The organism is Mucilaginibacter sediminis (assembly GCF_051903035.1).
Lineage (GTDB): Bacteria > Bacteroidota > Bacteroidia > Sphingobacteriales > Sphingobacteriaceae > Mucilaginibacter.
Genome location: NZ_CP170602.1, coordinates 3,568,699 through 3,591,442 on the forward strand (window position 1 = coordinate 3,568,699; position 22,744 = coordinate 3,591,442).

A 22,744-nucleotide genomic window follows, 5' to 3' on the forward strand; every position below is an offset into this window, starting at 1 on the left:
ACTTTTGAATTTTGATTTTTGACTTATAAAAATGTTAGATTCAATAAAAAAGATGTTTTCGGGCGAGGCTAATGAACCGGTGAATACTACGGGGAAGCCTGATATTAGCAGGGAGAAAAGTGCCGAGCTTTATGCCAAGGCTAAAACTTACTTTCCGGGTGGGGTTAACTCGCCGGTGAGGGCGTTTAAATCGGTATATGGTACGCCCTTGTTTATTCAAAAAGGCGATGGCAGTCACATTTGGGATGCCGACGGCAACGAGTTTATTGACTACTGCTGCTCCTGGGGCCCGCTCATCCTTGGTCATAACAATACCAAAGTACGGGAGAAGGTTATAGAGGTAATGCAAAACGGCATGTCGTTTGGTGCACCAACCGCCCTCGAAAATGAACTTGCCGAACTGATTCTGAAGAACAATAAATTTATTGAAAAACTACGCTTTGTAAGCTCGGGTACCGAAGCGGTTATGTCGGCCATCAGGTTGGCAAGGGGTTATACCAAACGCGATAAGATCCTGAAATTTGAAGGTTGTTATCACGGCCATACCGATGCTTTATTGGTAAAGGCGGGATCGGGCCTGGTTACCTTTGGCGAAACCTCATCTGCAGGCGTACCAAAGGCCTTTGTTGACGAAACCATCGTAGTATCCCTGAACGATAAGGAAGCCCTTACCCTGGCTTTTAATGAATTTAAAGACCAGATTGCAGCCATCATCATCGAACCTATCCCGGCCAATAACGGTTTGCTGTTACAGGAAAAAGAATACCTGCAGTTTTTGCGCGACATATGTACCCAAAACGGCACGCTGCTTATATTTGATGAAGTAATCTCGGGTTTCCGCGTTGGTTTCGAAGGCGCGGCAGGCTATTACCAGATTAAGCCGGATATTATTACCTATGGCAAAATCATTGGCGGTGGTTTGCCTGTTGGCTGTTATGGCGCATCGGCCGAAATTATGGGCAATGTATCGCCCGATGGCGGCGTTTACCAGGCCGGTACATTATCTGGCAACCCGGTAGCCATGGCTGCAGGTATCGCCCAACTGACCGAGCTTTTGCGCATGGGTTTTTACCGCGACCTGAATAATAAAAGAGAAGAATTTACCGAGGCCATCCAGCGTTTTGCTACAGCCCGTAACTATAAATTTAAGGTGTTTGGTATCGGATCGATATTCTGGTTTGCTTTTACAGATAAAGAGTATATTCGTAAAGCCGAAGATATTGATGCAGCAAGCATGGAAAAATTCAAAAAATTTCACCGCGAACTGATAAACCGGGGCATTTACCTGGGCCCATCAGGTTATGAAGTTGGCTTTATATCATCGGTACATACAAAAATTGATTTAGAAAAAACCAAACGCGCTATTTTTGATAGCTTAGATTTGGTATTTAACGGAAAATAAGTTGGCAGTTTTTAGTTGACAGTTAGCATTAAAAAAAAGCATAACTGCAAACTTACAACCGCCCAAGTTTAAACTGATAACTGCAAACTGGCAACTGCCCACTGATAACTGAAATGAAAAGGACATTTGTAATTTTTTATGCGCTCATCATCTATGCCGTTGCTCAACTGGTATGGTGGGGGTATATGCTGGTAACGCCTCACGCAAGGCCTATCAGTATGGTACTATGCGAGGGATCCATGTTTATATTGGTATTTACGTTGGGGGCCGTTAGTCTGCATAAAACCATTAATAAGGAACGTAAGCTGCAGGAGCAAAAAAAGAATTTTTTACTATCGGTGACACATGAGTTGAAATCGCCGCTGGCATCTATCAAAATATTACTGCAAACTATCCAGAAACGTAGCCTGACCAGAGAACAGGTGTTGGATTTTATCGATAAATCGCTTAACGATGTTGAGCGACTGGATGATATGGTTGAGAATATGTTGCTGGCCTCCAAAATAGAAAACCAGTCGTACACGTTCCCTAAAGCCAGCTTCAACCTTTCGGTTTTGGTAGATAGCATTGTAAACCGTTTGCAAATCAGCAAATGCGATTGCAACCAAATGATTATCGATGCCGAGATTGAACCCAAAATTGAAATCACCGGCGATAAGTTTGCGCTTACATCTGTGGTAACCAATTTAATCGAGAATGCTGTAAAATATTCCAGCCCGTGCTCGGCAGTGGTTGTTAAGTTATTTTCAAAAGATGATAAGGTATACCTGGAGGTAGCCGACCAGGGCATTGGCATAGCCGATAACGAAAAAGCCCGTATTTTTGACCGTTTTTACCGTGTAGGCAGCGAGGAAACCCGCAATACCAAAGGAACCGGCCTGGGCCTGTATATAGTAAAAGAGGTGCTGGATAAGCACCATGCCAGTATTAAGGTGAAAGACAACCGCCCTGCTGGTAGCATTTTTGAAGTTGTATTTGGATAACACCAATTGCACAAATTATATCAAATTTCACTAATCTGCTTATATAGTTTGAATAGTAAAATGGGTAAATAACTTGAACAGTAATTCGTGTAATTCGATTTAATGAGTGAATTAGCTTATCAAATTAGTGTATTAAAATTATGAGTCAGACGATGCCTAACAAAAAAAGAATTCTATTAGCCGAAGACGAAGAGCATTTGTTGGAAGCCATTAAACTTAACCTGGAGCTGGAGGGTTATAAAGTTTCGACAGCTAAAAATGGTAAAAAGGCTTTGCAATTATTTAAAGAAGAGCGCTTTAACCTGGTTATATTAGATGTAATGATGCCCGAAATTGACGGCTTCGTGGTTGCAGAAACCATCCGCCTTGAAAATACCGAGGTACCTATCATGTTCCTGACAGCCAAAAACACCAATGAGGATAAAATTTCGGGCCTTAAAAAAGGTGCCGACGATTATTTAACCAAACCGTTTAACCTGGAAGAGCTTATTTTACGGGTGAACAACCTGGTAAAACGCAGCCTGAAAGGCGATGACCTTAAGGAGTTTAACAGCTACAAAATAGGCGAAAAAACCATCCACTTTAACTCGTTTGAGCTGGTGAATGAAGATGGTTCTATTACTCCGCTTACCAAAAAAGAAACCATGTTACTGAAGCTTTTAATTGAGCGCCGTAATGATGCGGTATCGCGCGAGCAGATACTGGAAACTGTTTGGAACTATGATGTATACCCATCAACCCGTACTATCGATAACTTTATCCTAACCTTCCGTAAGTATTTTGAACCAGATCCTAAAAACCCGGTTTATTTTCACTCCATCCGTGGTGTAGGCTATAAATTTACCGATAATCAGCACTAATTAATGTTCAGTAACCGGGTGCGCATATTTATTGCATTTGTTTTCCTGCTATCGTTAGGCTTGTTGTTGTACCTGCACATTTATGAGCTTGCGGCTGTTGCTGTTTTGATGATTTTGTTACTAATATGGGATTACTTTAAACAGGGCACCCTGGTTGTTGCAGCCAAATATTTTCACCATAAAGAATTTGATAAGGCAGAGGCATCGTTAAAAGAAATCAGCAAACCCGAATGGCTCAGTAACAAGCGCCGGGGTTATTATGAATTTATTTACGGCGGTATTTGTGTGCAAAAACAGGATTTTAAAGCAGCCGAAAAACATTATGAGATTGCAGCCCAATACCCGCTGCGATCTGTAAATGACCATGTAGCCGCGTTGGTTACGGTGGCCAATATCAGTATAAGGCATAATGATTATGATAAAGCCCAAGCCTACCTGCAATTGGCCGAGCAGCATGCCGATAAAATTACAGCCAAAATGAAGGACGTTATAAACAAACTTCACAAGGAGATAAAAACAAAAAAATAGAGTCAAGAGTCAAGAATCAAGAATCAAGACAAGAACCTTGCACATGGCATCTAACTCTGCTATCTGCAATTCAAAAAGTCTTAACTCTTGACTCTTGATTCTTGACTCTCATATAAGATATGAGAGATTCGTTATTAATAAAAGCAGCTTTTTCCGAAAAAACAGAACGACCACCGGTATGGATGATGCGCCAGGCCGGCCGTTTCATGAAAGAATATTGGGATATTAAAAACAAGTATTCCTTTTTGGAAATGTGCAAAACACCGGAACTTGCTGCCGATGTTACCATGTTGCCGGTTAATTTATTAGGTATTGACGGTGCCATCCTGTTTTCGGACATACTGGTTACCGGCGAGGCTATGGGCGGCGATTTGAGTTTCAACGCAGGCACCGGCCCTAAGTTTGCTAACCCGGTACGTACCCAAAAAGATATTGATAACCTGCAAACCGATGTAGGTGATAAATTACAATATGTTGCGGATGCCATTAAGGTGATTCAGCAGCGTTTAAATGGCAGCATCCCGCTGATTGGTTTTGCAGGCGCGCCATTTACTGTGATGAGCTACCTGGTTGAAGGCGGATCGTCGAAAGATTTTAAGGTCACCAAACTGATGCTTCACAATGAGCCGGCAATGGCGCATCAGTTGTTATCAAAAATAGCAACCGTTACAGCCGATTACCTGAACCTTCAAATTGAAGCAGGCGTTAACGCGGTACAGATTTTCGATAGCTGGGCACAGGCTTTGGCCTGGGATGATTATAAAGAGTTTAGCCACTACTACATCCAACAGATCATCAGCAAGCTTAACCGTAAGGATATCCCGGTGATATCGTTCTGCAAAGGCAGTTCGGTTTTTGCTCCGCTGATGGCCGAGGCTAAGCCGGATGTGGTATCGATTGACTGGAATGTTGATTTGCTGGATATCAAAAAGCGTTTACCTGCCGGTGTAGCCGTACAGGGTAACCTTGATCCGCATATACTTTATGCCGATAAAAAAGTAATTAAAGACCGCATATACCGCCTGTTCGACCGGATGAAGGATGAGCCAGGTTTCATTTTCAACCTGGGCCACGGCATTATGCCCGATATCCCGTTTGATAATGTGAAGTACGCGGTAGAAATTATAAAGGAATACAGAAACTAAAAACAAATATGTCATTGCGAGCGATAGCGTGGCAATCTCGTAGCCATGCAATGTCGGCCTCGCACAGTCGGCGATTGCTTCGTTCCTCGCAATGACATACTGAAACGCCGTTATGTACGAATACGTTCTCGCCATACACATCATTTTTGTAGTCTGCTGGATGGCGGGGCTTTTTTATATGGTGCGCCTGTTTATTTACCATACCGAGGCACAAGCCAAGCCCGAGCCTGACCGCAGTATCCTATCGGCCCAGTTCGAGATCATGGAGAAAAAGCTATGGTATATTATAACAGTACCCTCCATGTTCCTGGTACTGGCTGCGGGGATAACCATGGTTTATATAAAGCCTGGTTTTATGCTGATGGCGTGGCTCCCTATAAAGCTTGGTTTTGTTATCGGGCTTATAATTTACCACTACATCTGCCAGCACAAAATGAAGCAAATGCGTAAAGGTATTTTTAAATGGACATCAACCCAATTACGCCTGTGGAATGAGTTGGCCACCATTTTACTTTTCGCAATAGTTTTTCTTGCAGTAAAAAAAGATGGCTTAAGCTGGATATTTGGAGTTGTGGGAATAGTATCGCTGGGGGCGATCCTGATGATCGCGGTTAAAATTTATAAACGGTTTAGAGAGAAGAAAAATTAGAGAACCGTTAACGAAAAAACCGTCATTGCGATTGTAAAATCCGGGGACTTTGAAGGTGTAATACCAGTCTATTAAAGCTTGCCATGTTGGATAGTAAAATTCGCGAAATTCTGAAGGGGGAATGACATTCAAACATAAAATATAAAATACTGTCATCCTGAGGTACGAAGGATCTATTCACGAACTTTTCTGCCGGTCATGCAAAACTAACAGATCCTTCGTACCTCAGGATGACAGGAAAATTGGATATATCGTGAGTAGGAACGAAACAATTAGGGCGTGGGTAATATTACTCCTTCACAATCACCCCATCCTTCACCACCAGCTTCACCATTTTCAAAACTTTCATATCCTCAACCGGATTACCATTAACGGCAACCAAATCTGCCAGGTATCCCGTCTTGATATTCCCCAAATCCTTCAATCCAAAAACGGCGGCGTTAACCGATGTTGCCGAGCGCAGTACCACTAAGGGTTTCATACCGTATTCGGCCATTAATATCATTTCGCGGGCATTATCGCCGTGGCTGAATACACCGACATCACCGCCCATACAAATAGCAACATCGGCCTTTAATGCCTCGGTAAAAATGTAATGCTTTTGCTTTACTGCTGCCGGCTCCGGATCGATGCCCTTCTTCCAGCCTTTGTAGCCCGAAATTGATTCGGTGGCGTTGAGGGTTGGGCATAAAGCTATGCCTTTTTCTTTCATCAGCTTAAACAGTTCTGGTGTTCCGCCGTCGCCATGCTCAATGGTAGTTACGCCTGCCGCTATGGCCCGGCGCATACCTTCGGTAGTTGACGCATGTACAGCAACCGTGCGACCGCTGCTTTTGGCTACCTGTACAGCTACCTTCAACTCTTCTTCGGTAAAGGTGGACGCTGCGGTGCTGTTTAGCCCCCAGCGATAGTCCACATAAATTTTTACTACATCTGCACCATGGCCAATTTGCGACCGCACAACCCTGGCTATTCCATCAATACCGTCAGCCTCTTCTCCGCCTTTAATTATGCTGGCTTCGGCAACTTCTGATTTAGGGCCATAACTGCCGGTGGCTACAATTGCCCGGGTGGCCACCAGCATCCTCGGGCCCGGGATTATGCCTTTTTCAATCGCAGTTTTTAAACCCGCATCATCGTAGGTGGCGCCTTCGGTGCCCAAGTCACGCACGGTAGTAAAGCCGGCCATCAAAGTTGCGCGGGCATGGTTAACGGCACGTGCGGTACGTTCGGCACGGCTTTCACCAAGTACCTGGTCGTTCCAGGCAGTCTCGTTATACGGATGCAGGAAAAGGTGCGAGTGCCCTTCAATCAGCCCGGGCATCAGGGTTGTACCCTTCAGGTCAATCACCTTAGCATTGCCGGGTGTTTTTATGGTAGCGGCCTCCCCTGCTGTTTCTATATGATTACCTTTCACAAGTACCCACCAGCCAGGGTGCATCTGCTCACCGTCGAAAACACGGTCGGGTTTAAGTAATATATAAAGTTCAGTTTTTTGGGCAAATATGGGCAGGCAAAAAATGAGGAGTATTATTGTGGCTATTGTTTTCTTCATTATAAATAAAGATAGCTTTTTGTATAGGAGAACGTATTTTGATGCCGTCTTTTATTTCAGGAGAAAGGAAGGTTACGATCCTCACGTTCATTTCTCTGCCAGGACTCGGCGTCTCCGAATGGAGATGGAGAGGTAGCTTTAAAATTAATAATCCTATTCCGTAAATCCTCCAAATGGGAATCTTGTGGCCGTATAGGCTTTAACTCAAAATCGAGATCAAGTTTTTTGGCCAAGGCAATAATCTTTTCTATGCTTTCCCTATTATCCGACTTTAGTATTAATTCCATTGTTAGGGTATTGAATTACATATAAAAATACAATTATTCAAACTTGATTACAAATGTTACTTTGCTATCTACTAAAATGACCTAATTAAAATGCGGTCGCCCAATAACTAAAAAAATATTTCAAACCCCATGCAACCATTTGCCCCAGGTTACCATCTTACTTTTAAATGATGTTTTTGGAACCTAAATATACTATCGAACAATTGGTTGACCGCTGCAAAGCGGGCGAACGTAAGGCACAGGAATTGTTATACAAACAATTGGCGGGTAAAATGCTGGCCGTGTGTATGCGCTACGCTACCGATAGAATGGAGGCGGAAGACATGCTGCAAAACGGGTTTATAAAAGTTTTTGGCAAGATGGCTGATTACCGGGCAGATGGATCATTTGAAGGTTGGGTAAGGCGCATCATGGTACACAGCTCTATTGAATACTATCGCAAGCACCATAAAATGATGCAGGTGGTTGATATAGACGATGCAGGCACCGAACCATCGGTTAACCCGATAGCTGCCGCCAACCTTGATGCCAAAGTGCTGATGGGGCTGATACAGCAACTGGCACCGGGTTATCGCATCGTATTTAACCTGTATGCTTTAGAGGGTTATGCACACAAAGAAATTGCCGAAATTGTAGGCATTACCGAAGGGGCATCAAAATCGCAGCTATCAAGGGCGAGAACGATATTAAAAGAACAAATTGCAAAAATGGAGAGCAAAAGCTATGGATATGCAGGATAAGGATCTGGACAAGCTATTTCAATCGGCATTAAACGATTACGAGATAGAACCATCTGCAAACGTGTGGACAGAGATTACCGGCGAATTGGATGCAAACAAACGCAAAAAGGTTTGGCTGCCATACCTGAGTATTGCCGCGGCAGCGGTTTTACTGATAACCGCCGGTGTTTTATTTATCCCTAAGGAAGTAAAAACGATCAGCCCTAAAAAAGATGGGCTGGCAGGTGTTAGCCATCCGATAAAGCCCAAAACGGCTGCCGGGCCAGTCGAGGCAACACAGCCTGAAACGACTGCCGGTAAAAAGTCGGAGGGAGTGGCGGCAGCGCCAGCTAACAGTTTAGCGGCTATCAGCATACACAAATGGAATAAAAAAGCGATTATTACTGCAATCCCGGTTACAGCCGCGCCTGCAAAGGATATTGCAAAGCCCGACGATCGTCAGCCGGTATTAGCATCGGCAACTAACAAGCAGGAAATAAAAGTGCCGGTGCAGCCAGATACGGCTACCAGGATATTCCCAAAACATATTGACGAAACCCCGGTTTTTGCAAGTATTAAATCGCCCGTTGGCCCCACAGAAGTGTCAACTATTAAGCCAGCGACGCCGGCAAAAAAGCATAAAATTCGCAGTTTAGGTGATGTATTTAATGTGATGATTGCCGCTGTTGATAAACGTAAAGATAAGATCATTGAATTTAGCAATACCGATGAGGACGATGCCACCATTACCGGCGTAAACCTGGGCATTATTAAAGTGAAAAAAGAAAAATAAAATCTAAAGAAAAAATATATACCCGATAATATGAAACGTTTAATTTTAACGGCAATGCTATGCGTTGCAGCAAGCTACGGCTTTGCCCAAACCACCACAACTACTACAACTACTATAGTCGACTCGACCAAAACCGGTACAGATACCACTATTGTAACCAAAAAACATATCAAAGTTAAATTAGGGCTTGGCCATGATGCGCCTTATGTGTCGCCATACACTAACGATACTACCAAAGTTCAACGGACTAAGGCCCCTGGTTTTTCTTTCGGCATTACTTTTTCAAGGATCGACCTTGGTTTTGCCACTTTGCTTGACCATGGCAGCTTTACCCTGTCGCCCAATAACCAGTTTCTGAGTTACCGCCAGGCCAAAACAGCCAACTTTGGTTTTGATGTGGTGCAGTTTGGTTACCGTTTTAACAGCGCCTTCAAAATATATGTTTCGGGTGGGTTCGACTGGACCAACATCCGTTTGCGCCAGGATATTACCATACAACGCAATGCACCCGTGTTAACGTATGTGCCGGATAGCATCCACTTCAGCAAAAACCGGTTTTCGTCAAGCTACCTGCGCATACCATTATCGTTTTACTACCGCAGTCATGAAGATAGCCGTGGCAACTACTTCCGCCTGGTTGTTGGCCCCGAGGTTGGTATCCTGCTTAACGGCCGTGTAAAACAAATAAGCGAAGAACGCGGCAAGCAAAAATTTGACGACGATTATCACTTTGCCAAACTGCGCAAAGGCGCATTCATCCGCATGGGCTATGGCATCATGGGCATCTACGCCAAGTACTACTTTAACGACATGTTTGAAAACAGCCCCGCCCAGGAAGGGTTGAGGAACTTTAGCTTCGGGTTGACGTTGGGATTCTAATACACACGAATAAATACGAATTGGGTGGAATTTCACGAATTTTAACTTCAGGCAGATTTGTGAAATTCGCTTCAATTCCTGCCATTCGTGTTTATAAAATTCGGATTCTTGGAGTCCATCCAGATTTGTGAAATTCGATTTAATTCGTGTTATTCGTGTCAATGTCAGACATTCCTTTTTTGCAGGCTATTGCAGTAAGTAAAATATATCCCGGTAAACAGGCGGCCGGTGTTAAAACTACAGATATTTCTATCCAGCCCGGAAAAATAACGGCTATTATTGGCGAAAGCGGAAGCGGGAAAAGCACGCTGCTTCGATTATTATACGGATTGCTTTCTCCTGATGAAGGCATTGTTAAGTTTAAAGGCGAACGCATCTGGGGGCCTGAAGAAAAACTGATTCCCGGCCACGATGCCATGAAAATGGTTACCCAACATACCGACGACCTGAACCTGTTTGCCAAAGTTTGGGATAACGTAGCGGCCATGCTGCCTGCAACCGACCTAAAAGCAAAAAAGGAAAAAACCGAGCAAATTTTAACACAGCTTAACATGCTCCACATGGCCGACAAACGGGTGGCCGACCTGAGTGGCGGCGAGAAGCAGCGCGTGGCCATTGCAAGAGCTATAATTACCCGCCCGCAGGTGTTATTACTGGATGAGCCTTTTAACCAGGTTGATACCTCGTTCCGCGAGGGTTTGCAGCAGGACATCAGGCAAATTGTAAAAGAGCTTGGTATTACGGTGATCATGGTGTCGCATGATCCGGCCGAGGTGCTATCCATGGCCGATGAACTGGTAGTAATAAAACATGGGCAAATTGTGGAGCATGGGCATCCAAAAACCTTGTATCAACGCCCGCAGCATTTGTATACCGCCCAACTGTTAAGTAACTGTAATGTGCTTAGCGCTGCCGACGCGCAGATCTGCGGTATCGAAACCATAAAAGACCATGTGGTAATTTACCCCGACTGGATAAGGATAAAACTGATCTCATCAACCAAAAGCTGGGCAATAAAACAAATTCTTTTCCGTGGGTTTTATGAAGACCTGATACTCGAAAAAGAAGGCGTGCTGCTCCGCGTATCCAATGGCGAACCCGATAGTTACAAAGAAGGCGATATGGTATCTGTAAGGTTTTGGAAGTGGTTGGAGTATTAATAGCCGCCGCGAGTTTAGCGAAGCGTAACTCGTGGTTTACACCATTTAAGCTTCCAGCTTAAATTATCGTCCATGAAAATTATTAGGGTAAATTAAGCTGGAAGCTTAATTTATGATTACCACGGGTTGCACTTAGTTAAACCCGCGGCAGCTGCGCAATGAAAAAATTAAATCAATTTTCATTAATCAATATATCCTTAGCCATAACCATGGGCACACTGATATATTTCTTCTCCATGTAGTTAATCACTTTTTCCAGGATGTCGCGCGATTGCTGATCCATGCTTTGTACTTCATCAGCAAAAACAGAATTGATGGCCGTGTTGCGGATCTCTTTTATCTTTTCGGGCACCTGGCGCATGGCCACTTCAATACGGCGTTGTTTCAGTTGGGTTAAAAACTCGGCTATATTTTGTTCAATAATACCTTCGGCGTGTACCAGTTCGTGATAGCGCTCCTGAAGGTTACGTTTGGCAACTTCGTTTAATGAATGTACTTCGATAAAGTTAACCGGGAATTGCTCTAAAACTTCGGGAGCGGTATCATTAGGGATGGCAAGATCGACGATAGTTTTCTTGCCGGTTTCGCCGTTGAGCAGCGATTGGTAAATTTCGGTGGTGATGATAGGCTCTACTGCCGACGTACAGGTGATAATAGCGTCAAAGCCTTTATTGTATGTCTTAAGCGCTTCCAGGTCAAATGCCTCGCCGCCCAGGTCTCTGGCCAGTTCAGCCGCCTTCGAAACAGTCCTGTTAAAAACCGCGAAGTTACTGAACTTATGCTTTTGCAGGTATTTAGATAAATTTCGGTTGGTTTCGCCGGCGCCGATAATCAACACACGGGCGTTTGAGCAAAGGTTTAAATCTTTAAGCTTACGATAAGCTAACGAGACAACCGAAATAGGGTTTTTTGAAATATTGGTATGGGTATAAACTTCCTTGGCTGTTTTAACCACACAGTTCATAATCATACGCAGGCCGTCGCCGGTAAGTCCGGCTTCTTTACAGTGTTCATATGCTTTGCGCAGCTGGGCCAGTATCTCCTTTTCACCAACTATCAAACTCTCTAACGAGCATGAAGTACGTAGCAGGTGCACCATAGCTTCCTGGTCTTCATAAATAGACGCGCCGTCCATGAAGGTACTCAGGGAGTGTTCACAAAGTTCGGTGTTAAACGCTTCGATGAAACGTTTGGCAAAGTCCTTGTCAACTACTTGCGGAGTAGTCATAACAAATTCCACACGGTTACATGTAGCCAGATAGAATATTTCCGGTATTCCAAATTGAGTTTTAACCTGTTGAAGCTTTTCAGTCAGATTTTCCTGGCAAACCACCAATCTTCCTATTTCCTTCAGTTCAATCTGTTTGTGTGTAAAAGCAATAACCTTTAAATACTTCAAAGCAGTTTTAAATTTGACCGAACAAAAATATCACTATAAAAGGGATGCAATGTCAACACTTTGTCAAACAGAGGTATTTAGAATGGTTATAAATTAGCCGAAATACCCCAAAAACCACATAAAAACTGCTTAAAACAATAGCTGGCAAAATTATGTATATTAACAAATGCGTTTATTAAAAACGGTTAGCCTGTTCATATTGGTGGTTGGTTATGCATTTGCGGGCATAAATCATTTCATAAACCCCGACTTTTACATTCATATAATTCCGCGTTATATACCCTGCCCTGTTTTATTGAACATTATTGCCGGGATAGCAGAAATATCATTTGCGCTCCTGCTGATACGGCCCCAAACAAGGCCCTGGGCGGTATATGGCGTTGTATTGATGCTGGCAGCGTTTTTACCGGTTCATATCCAAATGCTTATTGATGCCCCTTTTAAATTAGGTAACATAACCGTAACACCACTTATTGCCTGGCTACGCTTAATTTTACAACCGGTATTGATGCTGTGGGTATGGTGGCACAGGAAGAATTAACATCAAAGGCTTATTTAAGGGCAAAACAAATCACCGGGTTTTTTATTTAAGGATACAGCATCTTAAAAGTACAATATGGATTTGCAAAGTGTTGAAATGCGTAACCTGGAAGTACAGGATTACCAGGAATTAAAAAAGTCGATGAAATCGGCATACATGGATATGGACGAGGATTATTGGGATGCCAATTCCATTAAAAAGCTCATCAAAATATTCCCCGAAGGGCAAATTTGTGTAACCGTGAACGATGTGGTGGTAGGTTGTGCGTTGGCCATTATAGTCGACTATCAAAAATTTGGCGATAACCATACCTACAAACAAATTACCGGCGATAGTACCTTTAAAACCCACACAGATAAAGGTGATGTTTTATACGGAATAGATGTATTTATTCACCCAAACTACCGCGGCTTGCGCCTGGCCCGTCGCCTTTATGATGCCCGCAAGGCCTTGTGCGAAAAACTGAACCTGAAAAGTATTATTGCAGGTGGCCGGATACCCAATTATCAAAAATTCCAGAATGATCTTACCCCCCGCCAATATATTGATAAGGTTAAGTATAAAGAGATATATGACCCTACCCTATCTTTCCAGCTGGCCAATGATTTTCACGTGCGTAAAGTGCTGCGTAATTACCTGCCCGAAGACAGCCGCAGCAAGGGCTTTGCTACGTTAATAGAGTGGAACAATGTATATTACGAGGAAATCAGCAGCGCTATCAACCAAAAAACTATAGTGCGCATTGGCCTGGTACAGTGGCAGATGCGCCCGTACAATAACATCAGCGAACTATTAAAGCATGCAGAATACTTTGTAGATGCTGTAAGCGATTACCAGGCAGATTTTATACTGTTCCCAGAGTTATTTGGCACTCCTTTAATGGCCGATTACAACCACATGGACAGCGCCAAAGCCATGCGTGAACTGGCTAAATATACCCAGCCTATCATCGAAGAATTTTCAAAGCTGGCGGTATCATATAATGTGAACATCATAGCCGGCAGTATGCCTACCATTTTTGAAGATTCGTTATACAATGTATCGTACCTCTTCAGGCGCAATGGCAGTATGGAAGAGGTTTATAAGATTCACCCTACTCCATCCGAGATCAGCTCATGGGGTATCCGCGGCGGCGATGAGGTTAGGGTATTTGAAACCGACGCCGGTAAAATAGGCATCCTGATTTGCTACGATGTGGAATTCCCGGAGTTATCACGGATACTGGCCAGCCAGGATATGCAGATCCTGTTTGTACCATTTTTAACCGATACCCAAAATGGCTATAACCGGGTTAAGTTTTGTTCGCAGGCACGGGCGGTTGAGAATGAATGTTATGTGGCCATCGCGGGCTGCGTGGGCAACCTGCCCAATGTAAATAATATGGGCATCAGCTATGCGCAGTCGGCGGTATTTACACCGTCGGATTTTGGCTTCCCTACCAACGGCATTCAATCAGAAGCTACACCAAACAGCGAAATGATTGTAATAGCCGACGTAGACCTTTCACTGCTGGACGAGCTGCATGAATACGGCAGCGTACAAAATTTGAAAGACCGCAGGACTGATTTGTATAATATTACTTTTAACGGGAAAAAAGTGTAGTATTGAATAATGAAAGTAACTACGGTTATTCCCCGGGCCTATATCAAATTACGCATATTTGCTACTTTAATTGACTACAGCATTTATGGCATTTTTTACTTTGGATACATTTATGCTTTCGATGAATCTACCCGGCCCGGCAATATGACCGTTACCGGATTGATGGCCCTGCCTATATTCCTGGTTTGGTTTTTATATTTTGTAGTCATTGAAGCCTTGAACGGAACACCGGGCCATGATATATGCAAACTTAAAGTTGTTACAAGCGGCGGGGCTAAAATAACAATTATAGATGCACTTAAACGCCGCATTTGCGACCCGATAGATATCATGATGTACGGAATACCGGCAATAATCTGCATTTCAAAAACAGAAAAGCACCAGCGCATAGGCGACCTTTTAGCAAATACCCTGGTAGTAAAAGCAAGCGATATAACTGTAACCGAGGTGATATTTTAACCCCCATGATCCGTAAAGATACTTACACCCTCCCAGGCGCTAAAGGCCGCCCCATGCTGATAGACGTAACTTACAATAACGCTTTTAAAGACGCACCTATAGTTATCTTCGCACATGGCTTTAAAGGTTTTAAAGACTGGGGCACTCATAATTTAGTAGCTGGCTACTTTGCCAACGCTGGTTTCAAATACCTGAAGTTCAATTTTTCGCACAACGGCACCACGCCCGATAACCCGCTTGATTTTACCGACCTGATAGCCTTTAGCGACAATACATTTTCGATAGAGCTGGAAGATCTGGATACCATTATTGATTTTGCCTGTAGCGGATCGGGCATGGCGGCAGCCCGTGGGGTTTACCTTATTGGCCACAGCATGGGTGGCGGTATCAGTATCATTAAATCAGCCGAGGATAGCCGGATAAAAAAGCTGGTTACTATGGCTTCCATATCAAGCTTTTATAACCTTTGGCCCGAAGAAATTGAGATACAATGGCGACTACAGGGCATTATTTACATGCCCAATAAGCGCACAGGCCAACAAATGCCCTTAAAATCTACTTTGCTGGGCGATCTGGATAAGCATCCTAAACGCCTCGACATATTGGCGCAGGCAGCAAAAGTTAAGCAACCCTGGCTATTGATGCATGGCGATGCAGACCCTACTGTTCCGCTAAACCACGCCGAAGAACTATATGGCGCGCATCCCGACGCTGAATTTTTTATTTTGCCTGGCGGAGATCATACCTTTGGCGGTGCCCACCCTTATTTAAGCGATGTTTTGCCGGCATCGCTGGTTACATTTTGTGATACAGCAATATCATTTTTAAGTAAATAAAACCGACGGCAACAATCTATCGTAACTTTTTTGTGTTAAAGCTGTCACACACCCAGTATAAGTACTATTATTGTTTAGATGAGTTTAGAAGGATCCCGCAAAAAAGCAAAAAAATATATCAACGTTATTCCTACCGACGAGGCCGGTTTTGGAAAAATGATTCCCATTTTACGCGAATATATAGGCAATAAAGCCGAAAACTCGCCCAGAAAACCGATTGGCCCCTTTAAAACCGACGTTACTATTTTTAATGACGCGCCCAAAAGTGGCCTGCGCATTACCTGGGTTGGCCACTCCAGCATATTAATTGAAATTGATGGCAAACGCATCCTTACCGATCCGGTTTGGGGCGATAGGGTATCTTTCTCCAAACATCTCGGCCCGAAGCGCTTTTTTAAACCGGCTATTGCTTTACAAGATTTGCCACCGCTGGATGCTGTGCTGCTATCGCATGACCATTACGATCACCTGGATAAGGATACTATTAAATTTTTTGCAGGCTCATCAATTCCTTTTTACTGCTCGGTTGGTGTAGGCCAGTATCTTGAAAAATGGGGAATACTTAAAAATTTTGTATTTGAAATGGACTGGGGCGATAGTATGCTGATAGGTAACCAGGTTGTTATTACCTCTACCCCATCAAGGCATTTTTCGGGCCGCGGCGTGGTAAACCGTAACGAAACCCTTTGGGCAAGCTTTGTAATAAAAGGCCCAAAACATAATATTTATTTTGGCGCCGATTCGGGTTGGTCGCCAAGTTTTGCCGAGATTGGCAAAGCCTTTGGCCCGTTTGATTTAACTATGCTTGAGGTTGGCGCCTACGGAAAATACTGGCCGGATATCCATATGGGCCCCGATCATGCTTCAAACGCCCACATAGCCCTTAAAGGCAAGATCATGATGCCCATACACTATGGCACGTTTAACCTGGCCCCCCACGCCTGGTATGAGCCAGTTGAACGTTTGGAGAAATTTGCCAAAGATAAAAAGATAGACCTCTTTATACCCGAACCTGGTAAGCCCACCGAAGTTAAAGGCCCTTATAACTCGGCGTGGTGGAAAAAGTTTATGTAGGTTACAGCCCATGCAAAAAATAATATCCTGATATCGGCCCAAAAGTAATTGAACCATGTATGTCCCATTCAGTTTTTGCGCTATCTTTAAGTTTAATTACCTGCCTAAACTTACGGATACAGTCCTATGCAAGCTACAACTATCGATCAAATTATAACCGAATTGGAAACCATCATTGCCGATGCCATACAAACCGGCAGCCGGGCGGGATATTTTGCGGCTTTATACCACAAAGTAACCTGCAAGGTAAAGGAAGGCATATTGGCCGGCGAGTTTGAGGATGGCAAAAGAATGGAGCAACTGGATGTTACTTTTGCAAGCCGTTATATTATGGCCTATCATCAATGGCAACAAAAACAACAACCTTCGGCATCATGGGCATTGGCTTTCAGTATATTTAATAAACCCCGAAAAATGGTACTGCAACACCTGCTTATTGGCATGAACGCGCACATCAACCTTGATTTAGGGATTGCAGTTGTTGAAACTGCCCGGGCTTTTAACCAGCCATTGGCACAGGTACATAAGGATTTTAACGCCATCAATACTATTCTGTCGGCCCTCACTTATGAGGTTATTAACGAACTTAACCAGGTATCGCCCTTAATGTCGTTAGCCGGTTTGCATGCGCAAAACAACTCCATCCTAATTCAATTTGCGCTTGGTAACGCCAGGGACGGCGCCTGGTGCTTTGCCGAAGACCTTTACACAAGAACAGGCCAGGATTACCTTAACCTGATAAGCAGCCGCGATGCCGATATCAACAAACTTGGCCTGGGCATTGTTGCCCCGGTAGGTTTATTGAGTTTTACTGTATGGCTTATCCACTTGTTTGAATGGCGAAACCCATCCAGAATAACCCGGGTATTAAATGAATATAAGAAAACGTATTTGAAGGTGAATTAATTTAAAGATTACAATTACCCGGGTATAGATATAAAATACTGAAAATTTCAGGTTATCTATAATTGAGTAAGCAGATTTAAAGATTTTCAAAGCACAGTTCACAATGGCTGGTAAATAGTAGCACCAAATGTGTGTATATTAACAAAAAACCGCATTACTATTTCAATAATGCGGCTTTTCCTTTAACATTCGATTTTAAATTTGGCTCCGCCAAAGCATTTATTTAACCGATTTAGTAAGCAAATTACTATCTGTATTTTGCCCATTTAATTTTGTTAAAAAATCGTTGTAGGCTAATTTAATTCCCTCATTTAATTCAATGGTATGTTTCCATCCCTGGCTATGAAGTTTGGTAACGTCCATTAGTTTACGTGGCGTTCCATCGGGTTTTGTAACATCAAAATCAATATCTCCCTGATAACCAACAACTTCTTTAATTAACAACGCAAGATCTTTAATAGCAATGTCTTCCCCTGTACCTATATTAACCAATCCTTCTTCATTATAGTTCTGCATCAGATAATAGCAGGCCTCGGCAAGATCATCTGCAAATAGAAACTCACGCTTTGGAGATCCGGTACCCCAAATAGTTACACTTGGAGCATTCTCCACTTTTGCTTCATGAAAACGACGTATGAGTGCTGGTAAAACGTGTGAGTTTTGCGGATGATAATTGTCATTATAACCATACAAATTTGTAGGCATCACAGATATAAAGTTACATCCGTATTGTGCCCTATACGCATCGCACATTTTTATACCTGCAATTTTAGCAATAGCATAGGGTTCGTTTGTTGATTCGAGCAAACCAGTTAACAGATATTCTTCTTTTAAAGGCTGAGCCGCCATTTTAGGATATATGCAGCTTGAACCCAAAAACATTAGTTTTTTAACTCCGTTTAAATAGGAATTATGGATAATATTATTTTGAATTTGGAGATTATCGTACAAAAACTCGGCACGGTAGGTATTATTGGCTATAATTCCACCAACTTTTGCAGCTGCTAAAAAAACATAATCGGGCTTTTGCTGCGCAAAAAAATCAGCTACTTGTTGTTGATTACGCAAATCGAGTATATCTGATGTTCTGGTAATAAAGTTAGTGAACCCTTCCTTCAGCAGTTTCCTGTGAATCGCCGAACCAACCATACCCCTATGCCCGGCTATATATATTTTCGCTTCTTTTTCCATTGGCATTATTCAAATTGGTTTTTAATTGTATAACCAGATTCTTTTAGCAATTTCTCTTTGCGGAAATGGTTAACATCTGCATCCATCATGTCTTCCACCAACATTTTCAAATCATATTTAGGAGTCCACCCTAATAAGGTTTTTGATTTTGTAGGATCTCCTATAAGCAACTCAACCTCTGTCGGGCGAAAATATTTAGGGTCGACAGCCACGACTTCTTTACCTATTTCAACCTGAAAATCCAGAGAATCGCAAGATACTACGTAACCTTTTTCATCAACTCCTTCGCCCTTAAATTCGATTGTTATACCTACTTCAGCAAAAGCCATTCTTACAAATTCACGTACGCGCGTAGTTACACCGGTTGCAATTACATAATCTGTAGGAGTTTCCTGCTGTAATATTAAATACATAGCCTCTACATAATCCTTGGCATGCCCCCAATCGCGTTGTGCATCAAGATTACCCAAGTATAATTTATCCTGCAGGCCCATTGCTATTTTAGCTGTAGCACGGGTAATTTTGCGGGTTACAAATGTTTCGCCCCGTAGTGGGCTCTCATGGTTAAATAATATGCCATTACAAGCATAAATGCCATAAGCCTCGCGATAGTTCACTGTGATCCAGTAAGCATACATTTTTGCTACTGCGTAAGGTGACCGAGGATAAAAGGGCGTAGTTTCTGATTGTGGAACTGCCTGAACCAAACCATATAACTCAGATGTAGATGCCTGGTATATTTTTGTTTTCTTCTCCAGTCCTAATATCCTGATAGCTTCCAACAACCGCAGGGTACCAATACCATCTGCATTTGCGGTATATTCAGGTGTATCGAAACTTACCTTAACATGCGACATAGCGCCCAAATTGTAAATTTCATCAGGCTGTACCTGTTGAATTATACGAATCAAATTGGTTGAATCGCTCAGGTCACCGTAGTGTAATGTAAGGTGCACGTTTGTATCATGAGGATCCTGGTACAAGTGATCAATCCTATCGGTGTTAAATAAAGAGCTTCTTCTTTTAATACCGTGTACCTCATATCCTTTTGATAATAACAGCTCGGTTAAATAAGCCCCGTCCTGACCGGTTATGCCTGTTAGTAAAGCTACTTTTTTCATTTAATTTTTTCTTTTAGTAAATACCTATACCTGAATTATTTCTTTGAATCGAAATAATTTATCGTCGAAACCGTGTTTTCAATGTTAGCTTTTGAAGATGCCCCGAATAATATCGATTCGATGTTTGGCAAGTTACATACATACTCCATTGCTTCTTTTGGTGCAATAGCACCACCGCCCAACACCTGCATGGCTATCGCCCTTAATTTACGTGTTTTTAACGTTTCTTCGTAAATTTCTTTACCGCCAGACATACGGAAACCAACTTTATTTATTGATGAACAGATAATCGGATTCTCAATGCCGCCTTTTTCAAGTACATCAAGCAGTTTTGGCATGTTCATAGTAATAAACCCGGCTTCAGCATTATATTTCTTTTTAACATAGCTATGAAAACCCGTTAGAATTTCGTTGGCACCCAAGCCCAGAAAAAGGTCGGTAATAACGTTTTGCAAAAACACCACAGGTGTGTTTACACCTTTAAACATTTTCATTTCTGCATCAATCAAAAGTTCCATAATCGAGATAAAATCTTTTGACAGGAAAGCTACTCCACCTTTAAATATAGTACCAAAAAGGTTACCTGGTACGTATTGCTTAATAGTACCTGCTATGCCTAATTCTGTAACAGCATTAGCATACTTGTGGGCATACGGCATGCACGGGTAAACTTTAAAGTCTTTATATTTTTCAGGATCCTTCCTTATTATTTCGCAGATATTGGCAATCCTATCATGGGTTGTACACATAAATGTATTAATACCCTGTGCTCTTGCTTCATCAAGCGTCTTTATGATGGCACTATCATCCTTAAATTTTATAGATTGTGCTCTTGATTTTTCGTCAGATATATGATTAACAGCAAAAAACTGGTTATCTCCAAAAAGAATTCTTTCCATAGTATTTTATTTAACGCTTTTTTTAATCAGATCAATAGCGCGGTCTGTATACCATGCACTTTGAAACGTGTTTATTGTATTTGGAACCTTACCTTCAACAGCTTTAATAAAATAATCAAGCTGCGCAGAATATTCTTCTCCACGTAAATAAAAATCTACTTCTTCTGTTAAATCAGTAATATATTTTACGTTCCAGCCTTTAGAGTATCCTTTGTATGCATTTTCATCTTTTAAAAATACTTTAAGCTCGTTGGCGTCAGAAACAATTTTTCCTTTGGTACCAATGATTGTTATCGAGGTAGACATTTTGCGATAAGTTTCATCACTCCAATTAACAGATAAAACTCCACTGAGTTTATTTGATAATTCAACCAAAGAATAAACTGCATCTTCTACATTTTTTGAATAGATAGACTTTAGCAGGCTACCTTTTACGGCAGTAACCGGTGCAAGGATGTCGTTTAACAGGTCGATTACGTGTGATGCATAATCAAGCAGACAACCACCGCCTTCCGATGGATCTGAACGCCAGGTTTCCTGTTTTGCTTTAATCACCACCGGCCCGTATGATTCTGCCACAAAGTGATTAAGCTCGCCAAGGGCGCCGCTATTCACAATCTTTTTAACTTCACCAAACGTTCCAATAAATTTGTTGTGGTAACCAACCTGATTTACAACATTCTGTTTTGCAGCAAGCTTCACCAATTCTTCGCCTTCTGTTGCCGTTAAGCAAAACGGCTTTTCTGCGAAAATGTGAACTTTGCTATCAAGCAAATCCTTTATAATGCTGTAGTGGAATTTAGTAGGAACTGCTACTACTACTGCATCAGGTTTTACTTCACTAATCATCTTTTTGTAATCAGTGAAACATTTAAAATTACAATACCTCGATAAAAAATCATTTACCATTTTTGAGGTATCACATACCCCGACAACTTCGACATCGGGATGAGCACCTAATATAGATAAATGAGATATACCCATTTTTCCGGCGCCGATAAGTGCAACTTTTACCATATTTTCTTTAATTTTTGAGGCAGATTATTTCTTTATTGTTTTTATTTAATTTATTTAGCAAAAATAGTAACAGCGCCTCCATTACCGTCTTCGACCATTAATGGGGCAACCACAACTAAATCAATTTCATTTGGGGCCTTTAATAAGGCCATATCTTCTATTATCAGAATAGATTTTTTACCATCGGTAGGGCATAAAAATGCCTTATGACTTGCACGACCCTCTACCCTGAACTTCCATGAAGTAAGGGATATAAAATCAAATCCAACACAACGCAAAGCAGGATATAACTCTCTAAAATAATCAGCGAGTTCAGGTGCCAACCCTGGATTATCGTTCCAATATTTGTCTTCTCCGCGATAATTCTCATACCCTGTCCTGATAAGTAAAAGTTCGGTATCCGGTTTTATCGTTGTAAGAGTTTTAAAATCCTCAATATCTATCAGCTTAGCCTCGGTACATGGGATATCAACAATCGATACTTTTTCATAAAAGTAATCCCGTATTGGAATTTCAAATGTCTTCTGTCCATTTTCGCAAAAATGGTGCGCTGAATCGATGTGGGTGCCAATATGGTTGTTTGAAAAAAACCAACACGACGTATTGGCTGTATCGCCCTTACTTATAGCCGAGTTCGTTTTGATAAAAACCCTATCCTTATCTCCATAGGCCGGAGTTAACTGTGATACGATGTGAGATAAAAGAAGATAATCCTGCATACTAATATATAAAATATTTA

23 protein-coding genes are annotated in these 22,744 nt (G+C 42.2%); 16 read left to right on the forward strand and 7 right to left on the reverse strand.

Annotated features, from left to right (window positions below; all coding sequences use genetic code 11):
- Window positions 1-31: 31 nt before the first annotated feature.
- From hemL to ACFGVS_RS14515, 6 genes are all read left to right on the forward strand, one after another.
- The gene (gene hemL, locus ACFGVS_RS14490; protein ID WP_439699136.1) at window positions 32-1,402 is read left to right on the forward strand and encodes a glutamate-1-semialdehyde 2,1-aminomutase; all 1,371 of its coding nucleotides are present in this window, start codon (window positions 32-34) and stop codon (window positions 1,400-1,402) included.
- A gap of 113 nt (window positions 1,403-1,515) precedes the next feature.
- Window positions 1,516-2,385, forward strand: coding sequence for a sensor histidine kinase (locus tag ACFGVS_RS14495; protein ID WP_090643168.1), 870 nt, complete (start codon window positions 1,516-1,518; stop codon window positions 2,383-2,385).
- Between the two features lie 152 nt (window positions 2,386-2,537).
- The gene (locus ACFGVS_RS14500; RefSeq protein WP_090643161.1) at window positions 2,538-3,245 is read left to right on the forward strand and encodes a response regulator transcription factor; all 708 of its coding nucleotides are present in this window, start codon (window positions 2,538-2,540) and stop codon (window positions 3,243-3,245) included.
- A 3-nt stretch (window positions 3,246-3,248) separates the two neighbouring features.
- The gene (locus tag ACFGVS_RS14505) at window positions 3,249-3,773 is read left to right on the forward strand and encodes a tetratricopeptide repeat protein (RefSeq protein ID WP_439699137.1); all 525 of its coding nucleotides are present in this window, start codon (window positions 3,249-3,251) and stop codon (window positions 3,771-3,773) included.
- A gap of 119 nt (window positions 3,774-3,892) precedes the next feature.
- Window positions 3,893-4,918 (forward strand): uroporphyrinogen decarboxylase, encoded by a 1,026-nt coding sequence (gene hemE / locus ACFGVS_RS14510; RefSeq protein WP_439699138.1) that lies wholly within the window; start codon window positions 3,893-3,895, stop codon window positions 4,916-4,918.
- A gap of 112 nt (window positions 4,919-5,030) precedes the next feature.
- The gene (locus tag ACFGVS_RS14515; protein WP_439699139.1) at window positions 5,031-5,567 is read left to right on the forward strand and encodes a CopD family protein; all 537 of its coding nucleotides are present in this window, start codon (window positions 5,031-5,033) and stop codon (window positions 5,565-5,567) included.
- A gap of 289 nt (window positions 5,568-5,856) precedes the next feature.
- Here the strand turns inward: ACFGVS_RS14515 and ACFGVS_RS14520 are convergent, their stop codons facing one another.
- On the reverse strand, window positions 5,857-7,122 hold the full coding sequence (locus tag ACFGVS_RS14520; RefSeq protein ID WP_439699140.1) for an amidohydrolase family protein: 1,266 nt from the start codon (window positions 7,120-7,122) through the stop codon (window positions 5,857-5,859).
- A 454-nt stretch (window positions 7,123-7,576) separates the two neighbouring features.
- Here ACFGVS_RS14520 and ACFGVS_RS14525 point away from each other — a divergent pair, with 454 nt between their 5' ends.
- The 4 genes from ACFGVS_RS14525 to ACFGVS_RS14540 all read left to right on the forward strand — a co-directional run bounded on the left by ACFGVS_RS14525 (window position 7,577) and on the right by ACFGVS_RS14540 (window position 10,960).
- Complete coding sequence (locus ACFGVS_RS14525) at window positions 7,577-8,149, forward strand: RNA polymerase sigma factor (protein WP_439699141.1); 573 nt, start codon at window positions 7,577-7,579, stop codon at window positions 8,147-8,149.
- On the forward strand, window positions 8,109-8,921 hold the full coding sequence (locus tag ACFGVS_RS14530) for a hypothetical protein (RefSeq protein ID WP_439699142.1): 813 nt from the start codon (window positions 8,109-8,111) through the stop codon (window positions 8,919-8,921). The genes ACFGVS_RS14525 and ACFGVS_RS14530 overlap by 41 nt, the downstream gene beginning before the upstream one ends.
- 30 nt (window positions 8,922-8,951) lie before the next feature.
- Window positions 8,952-9,800: an outer membrane beta-barrel protein gene (locus ACFGVS_RS14535; protein WP_439699143.1), complete on the forward strand. Its 849-nt coding sequence runs from the start codon at window positions 8,952-8,954 to the stop codon at window positions 9,798-9,800.
- A 161-nt stretch (window positions 9,801-9,961) separates the two neighbouring features.
- Window positions 9,962-10,960: an ABC transporter ATP-binding protein gene (locus tag ACFGVS_RS14540; RefSeq protein ID WP_439699144.1), complete on the forward strand. Its 999-nt coding sequence runs from the start codon at window positions 9,962-9,964 to the stop codon at window positions 10,958-10,960.
- Window positions 10,961-11,132: 172 nt separating this feature from the next.
- Here ACFGVS_RS14540 and hemA read toward each other — a convergent pair whose 3' ends face one another.
- The gene (hemA, locus tag ACFGVS_RS14545; protein ID WP_090643117.1) at window positions 11,133-12,359 is read right to left on the reverse strand and encodes a glutamyl-tRNA reductase; all 1,227 of its coding nucleotides are present in this window, start codon (window positions 12,357-12,359) and stop codon (window positions 11,133-11,135) included.
- Window positions 12,360-12,525: 166 nt separating this feature from the next.
- Here hemA and ACFGVS_RS14550 point away from each other — a divergent pair, with 166 nt between their 5' ends.
- From ACFGVS_RS14550 to ACFGVS_RS14575, 6 genes are all read left to right on the forward strand, one after another.
- On the forward strand, window positions 12,526-12,900 hold the full coding sequence (locus ACFGVS_RS14550; RefSeq protein WP_439699145.1) for a DoxX family protein: 375 nt from the start codon (window positions 12,526-12,528) through the stop codon (window positions 12,898-12,900).
- A 75-nt stretch (window positions 12,901-12,975) separates the two neighbouring features.
- Window positions 12,976-14,502, forward strand: a complete 1,527-nt coding sequence (locus tag ACFGVS_RS14555) for a GNAT family N-acetyltransferase (protein ID WP_439699146.1) — start codon at window positions 12,976-12,978, stop codon at window positions 14,500-14,502.
- A gap of 9 nt (window positions 14,503-14,511) precedes the next feature.
- A complete protein-coding gene (locus tag ACFGVS_RS14560) occupies window positions 14,512-14,961 on the forward strand; it encodes an RDD family protein (RefSeq protein WP_274211830.1) in 450 nt (149 codons plus the stop codon).
- Between the two features lie 5 nt (window positions 14,962-14,966).
- Window positions 14,967-15,797, forward strand: coding sequence for an alpha/beta hydrolase family protein (locus ACFGVS_RS14565; protein WP_439699147.1), 831 nt, complete (start codon window positions 14,967-14,969; stop codon window positions 15,795-15,797).
- Window positions 15,798-15,875: 78 nt separating this feature from the next.
- A complete protein-coding gene (locus ACFGVS_RS14570) occupies window positions 15,876-16,871 on the forward strand; it encodes an MBL fold metallo-hydrolase (protein ID WP_439699148.1) in 996 nt (331 codons plus the stop codon).
- Between the two features lie 126 nt (window positions 16,872-16,997).
- Window positions 16,998-17,777 (forward strand): DUF5995 family protein, encoded by a 780-nt coding sequence (locus ACFGVS_RS14575; protein ID WP_439699149.1) that lies wholly within the window; start codon window positions 16,998-17,000, stop codon window positions 17,775-17,777.
- 219 nt (window positions 17,778-17,996) lie between these two features.
- Here ACFGVS_RS14575 and fcl read toward each other — a convergent pair whose 3' ends face one another.
- From fcl to ACFGVS_RS14600, 5 genes are read right to left on the reverse strand one after another with little or no spacing between them, the layout of a single operon-like run.
- Entirely contained in the window at window positions 17,997-18,968 is a 972-nt protein-coding gene (gene fcl, locus ACFGVS_RS14580; RefSeq protein WP_439699150.1) for a GDP-L-fucose synthase, read from the reverse strand.
- A gap of 5 nt (window positions 18,969-18,973) precedes the next feature.
- Window positions 18,974-20,089, reverse strand: coding sequence for a GDP-mannose 4,6-dehydratase (gmd, locus tag ACFGVS_RS14585; RefSeq protein WP_439699151.1), 1,116 nt, complete (start codon window positions 20,087-20,089; stop codon window positions 18,974-18,976).
- A gap of 35 nt (window positions 20,090-20,124) precedes the next feature.
- Window positions 20,125-20,988 carry a hypothetical protein gene (locus tag ACFGVS_RS14590; protein WP_439699152.1) on the reverse strand — a complete coding sequence of 288 codons (864 nt, stop codon included), beginning with the start codon at window positions 20,986-20,988 and terminating at the stop codon, window positions 20,125-20,127.
- A 6-nt stretch (window positions 20,989-20,994) separates the two neighbouring features.
- On the reverse strand, window positions 20,995-22,005 hold the full coding sequence (locus tag ACFGVS_RS14595) for a Gfo/Idh/MocA family protein (protein WP_439699153.1): 1,011 nt from the start codon (window positions 22,003-22,005) through the stop codon (window positions 20,995-20,997).
- A 50-nt stretch (window positions 22,006-22,055) separates the two neighbouring features.
- Window positions 22,056-22,724, reverse strand: a complete 669-nt coding sequence (locus ACFGVS_RS14600) for a cyclase family protein (protein WP_439699154.1) — start codon at window positions 22,722-22,724, stop codon at window positions 22,056-22,058.
- Between the last annotated feature and the right edge of the window lie 20 nt (window positions 22,725-22,744).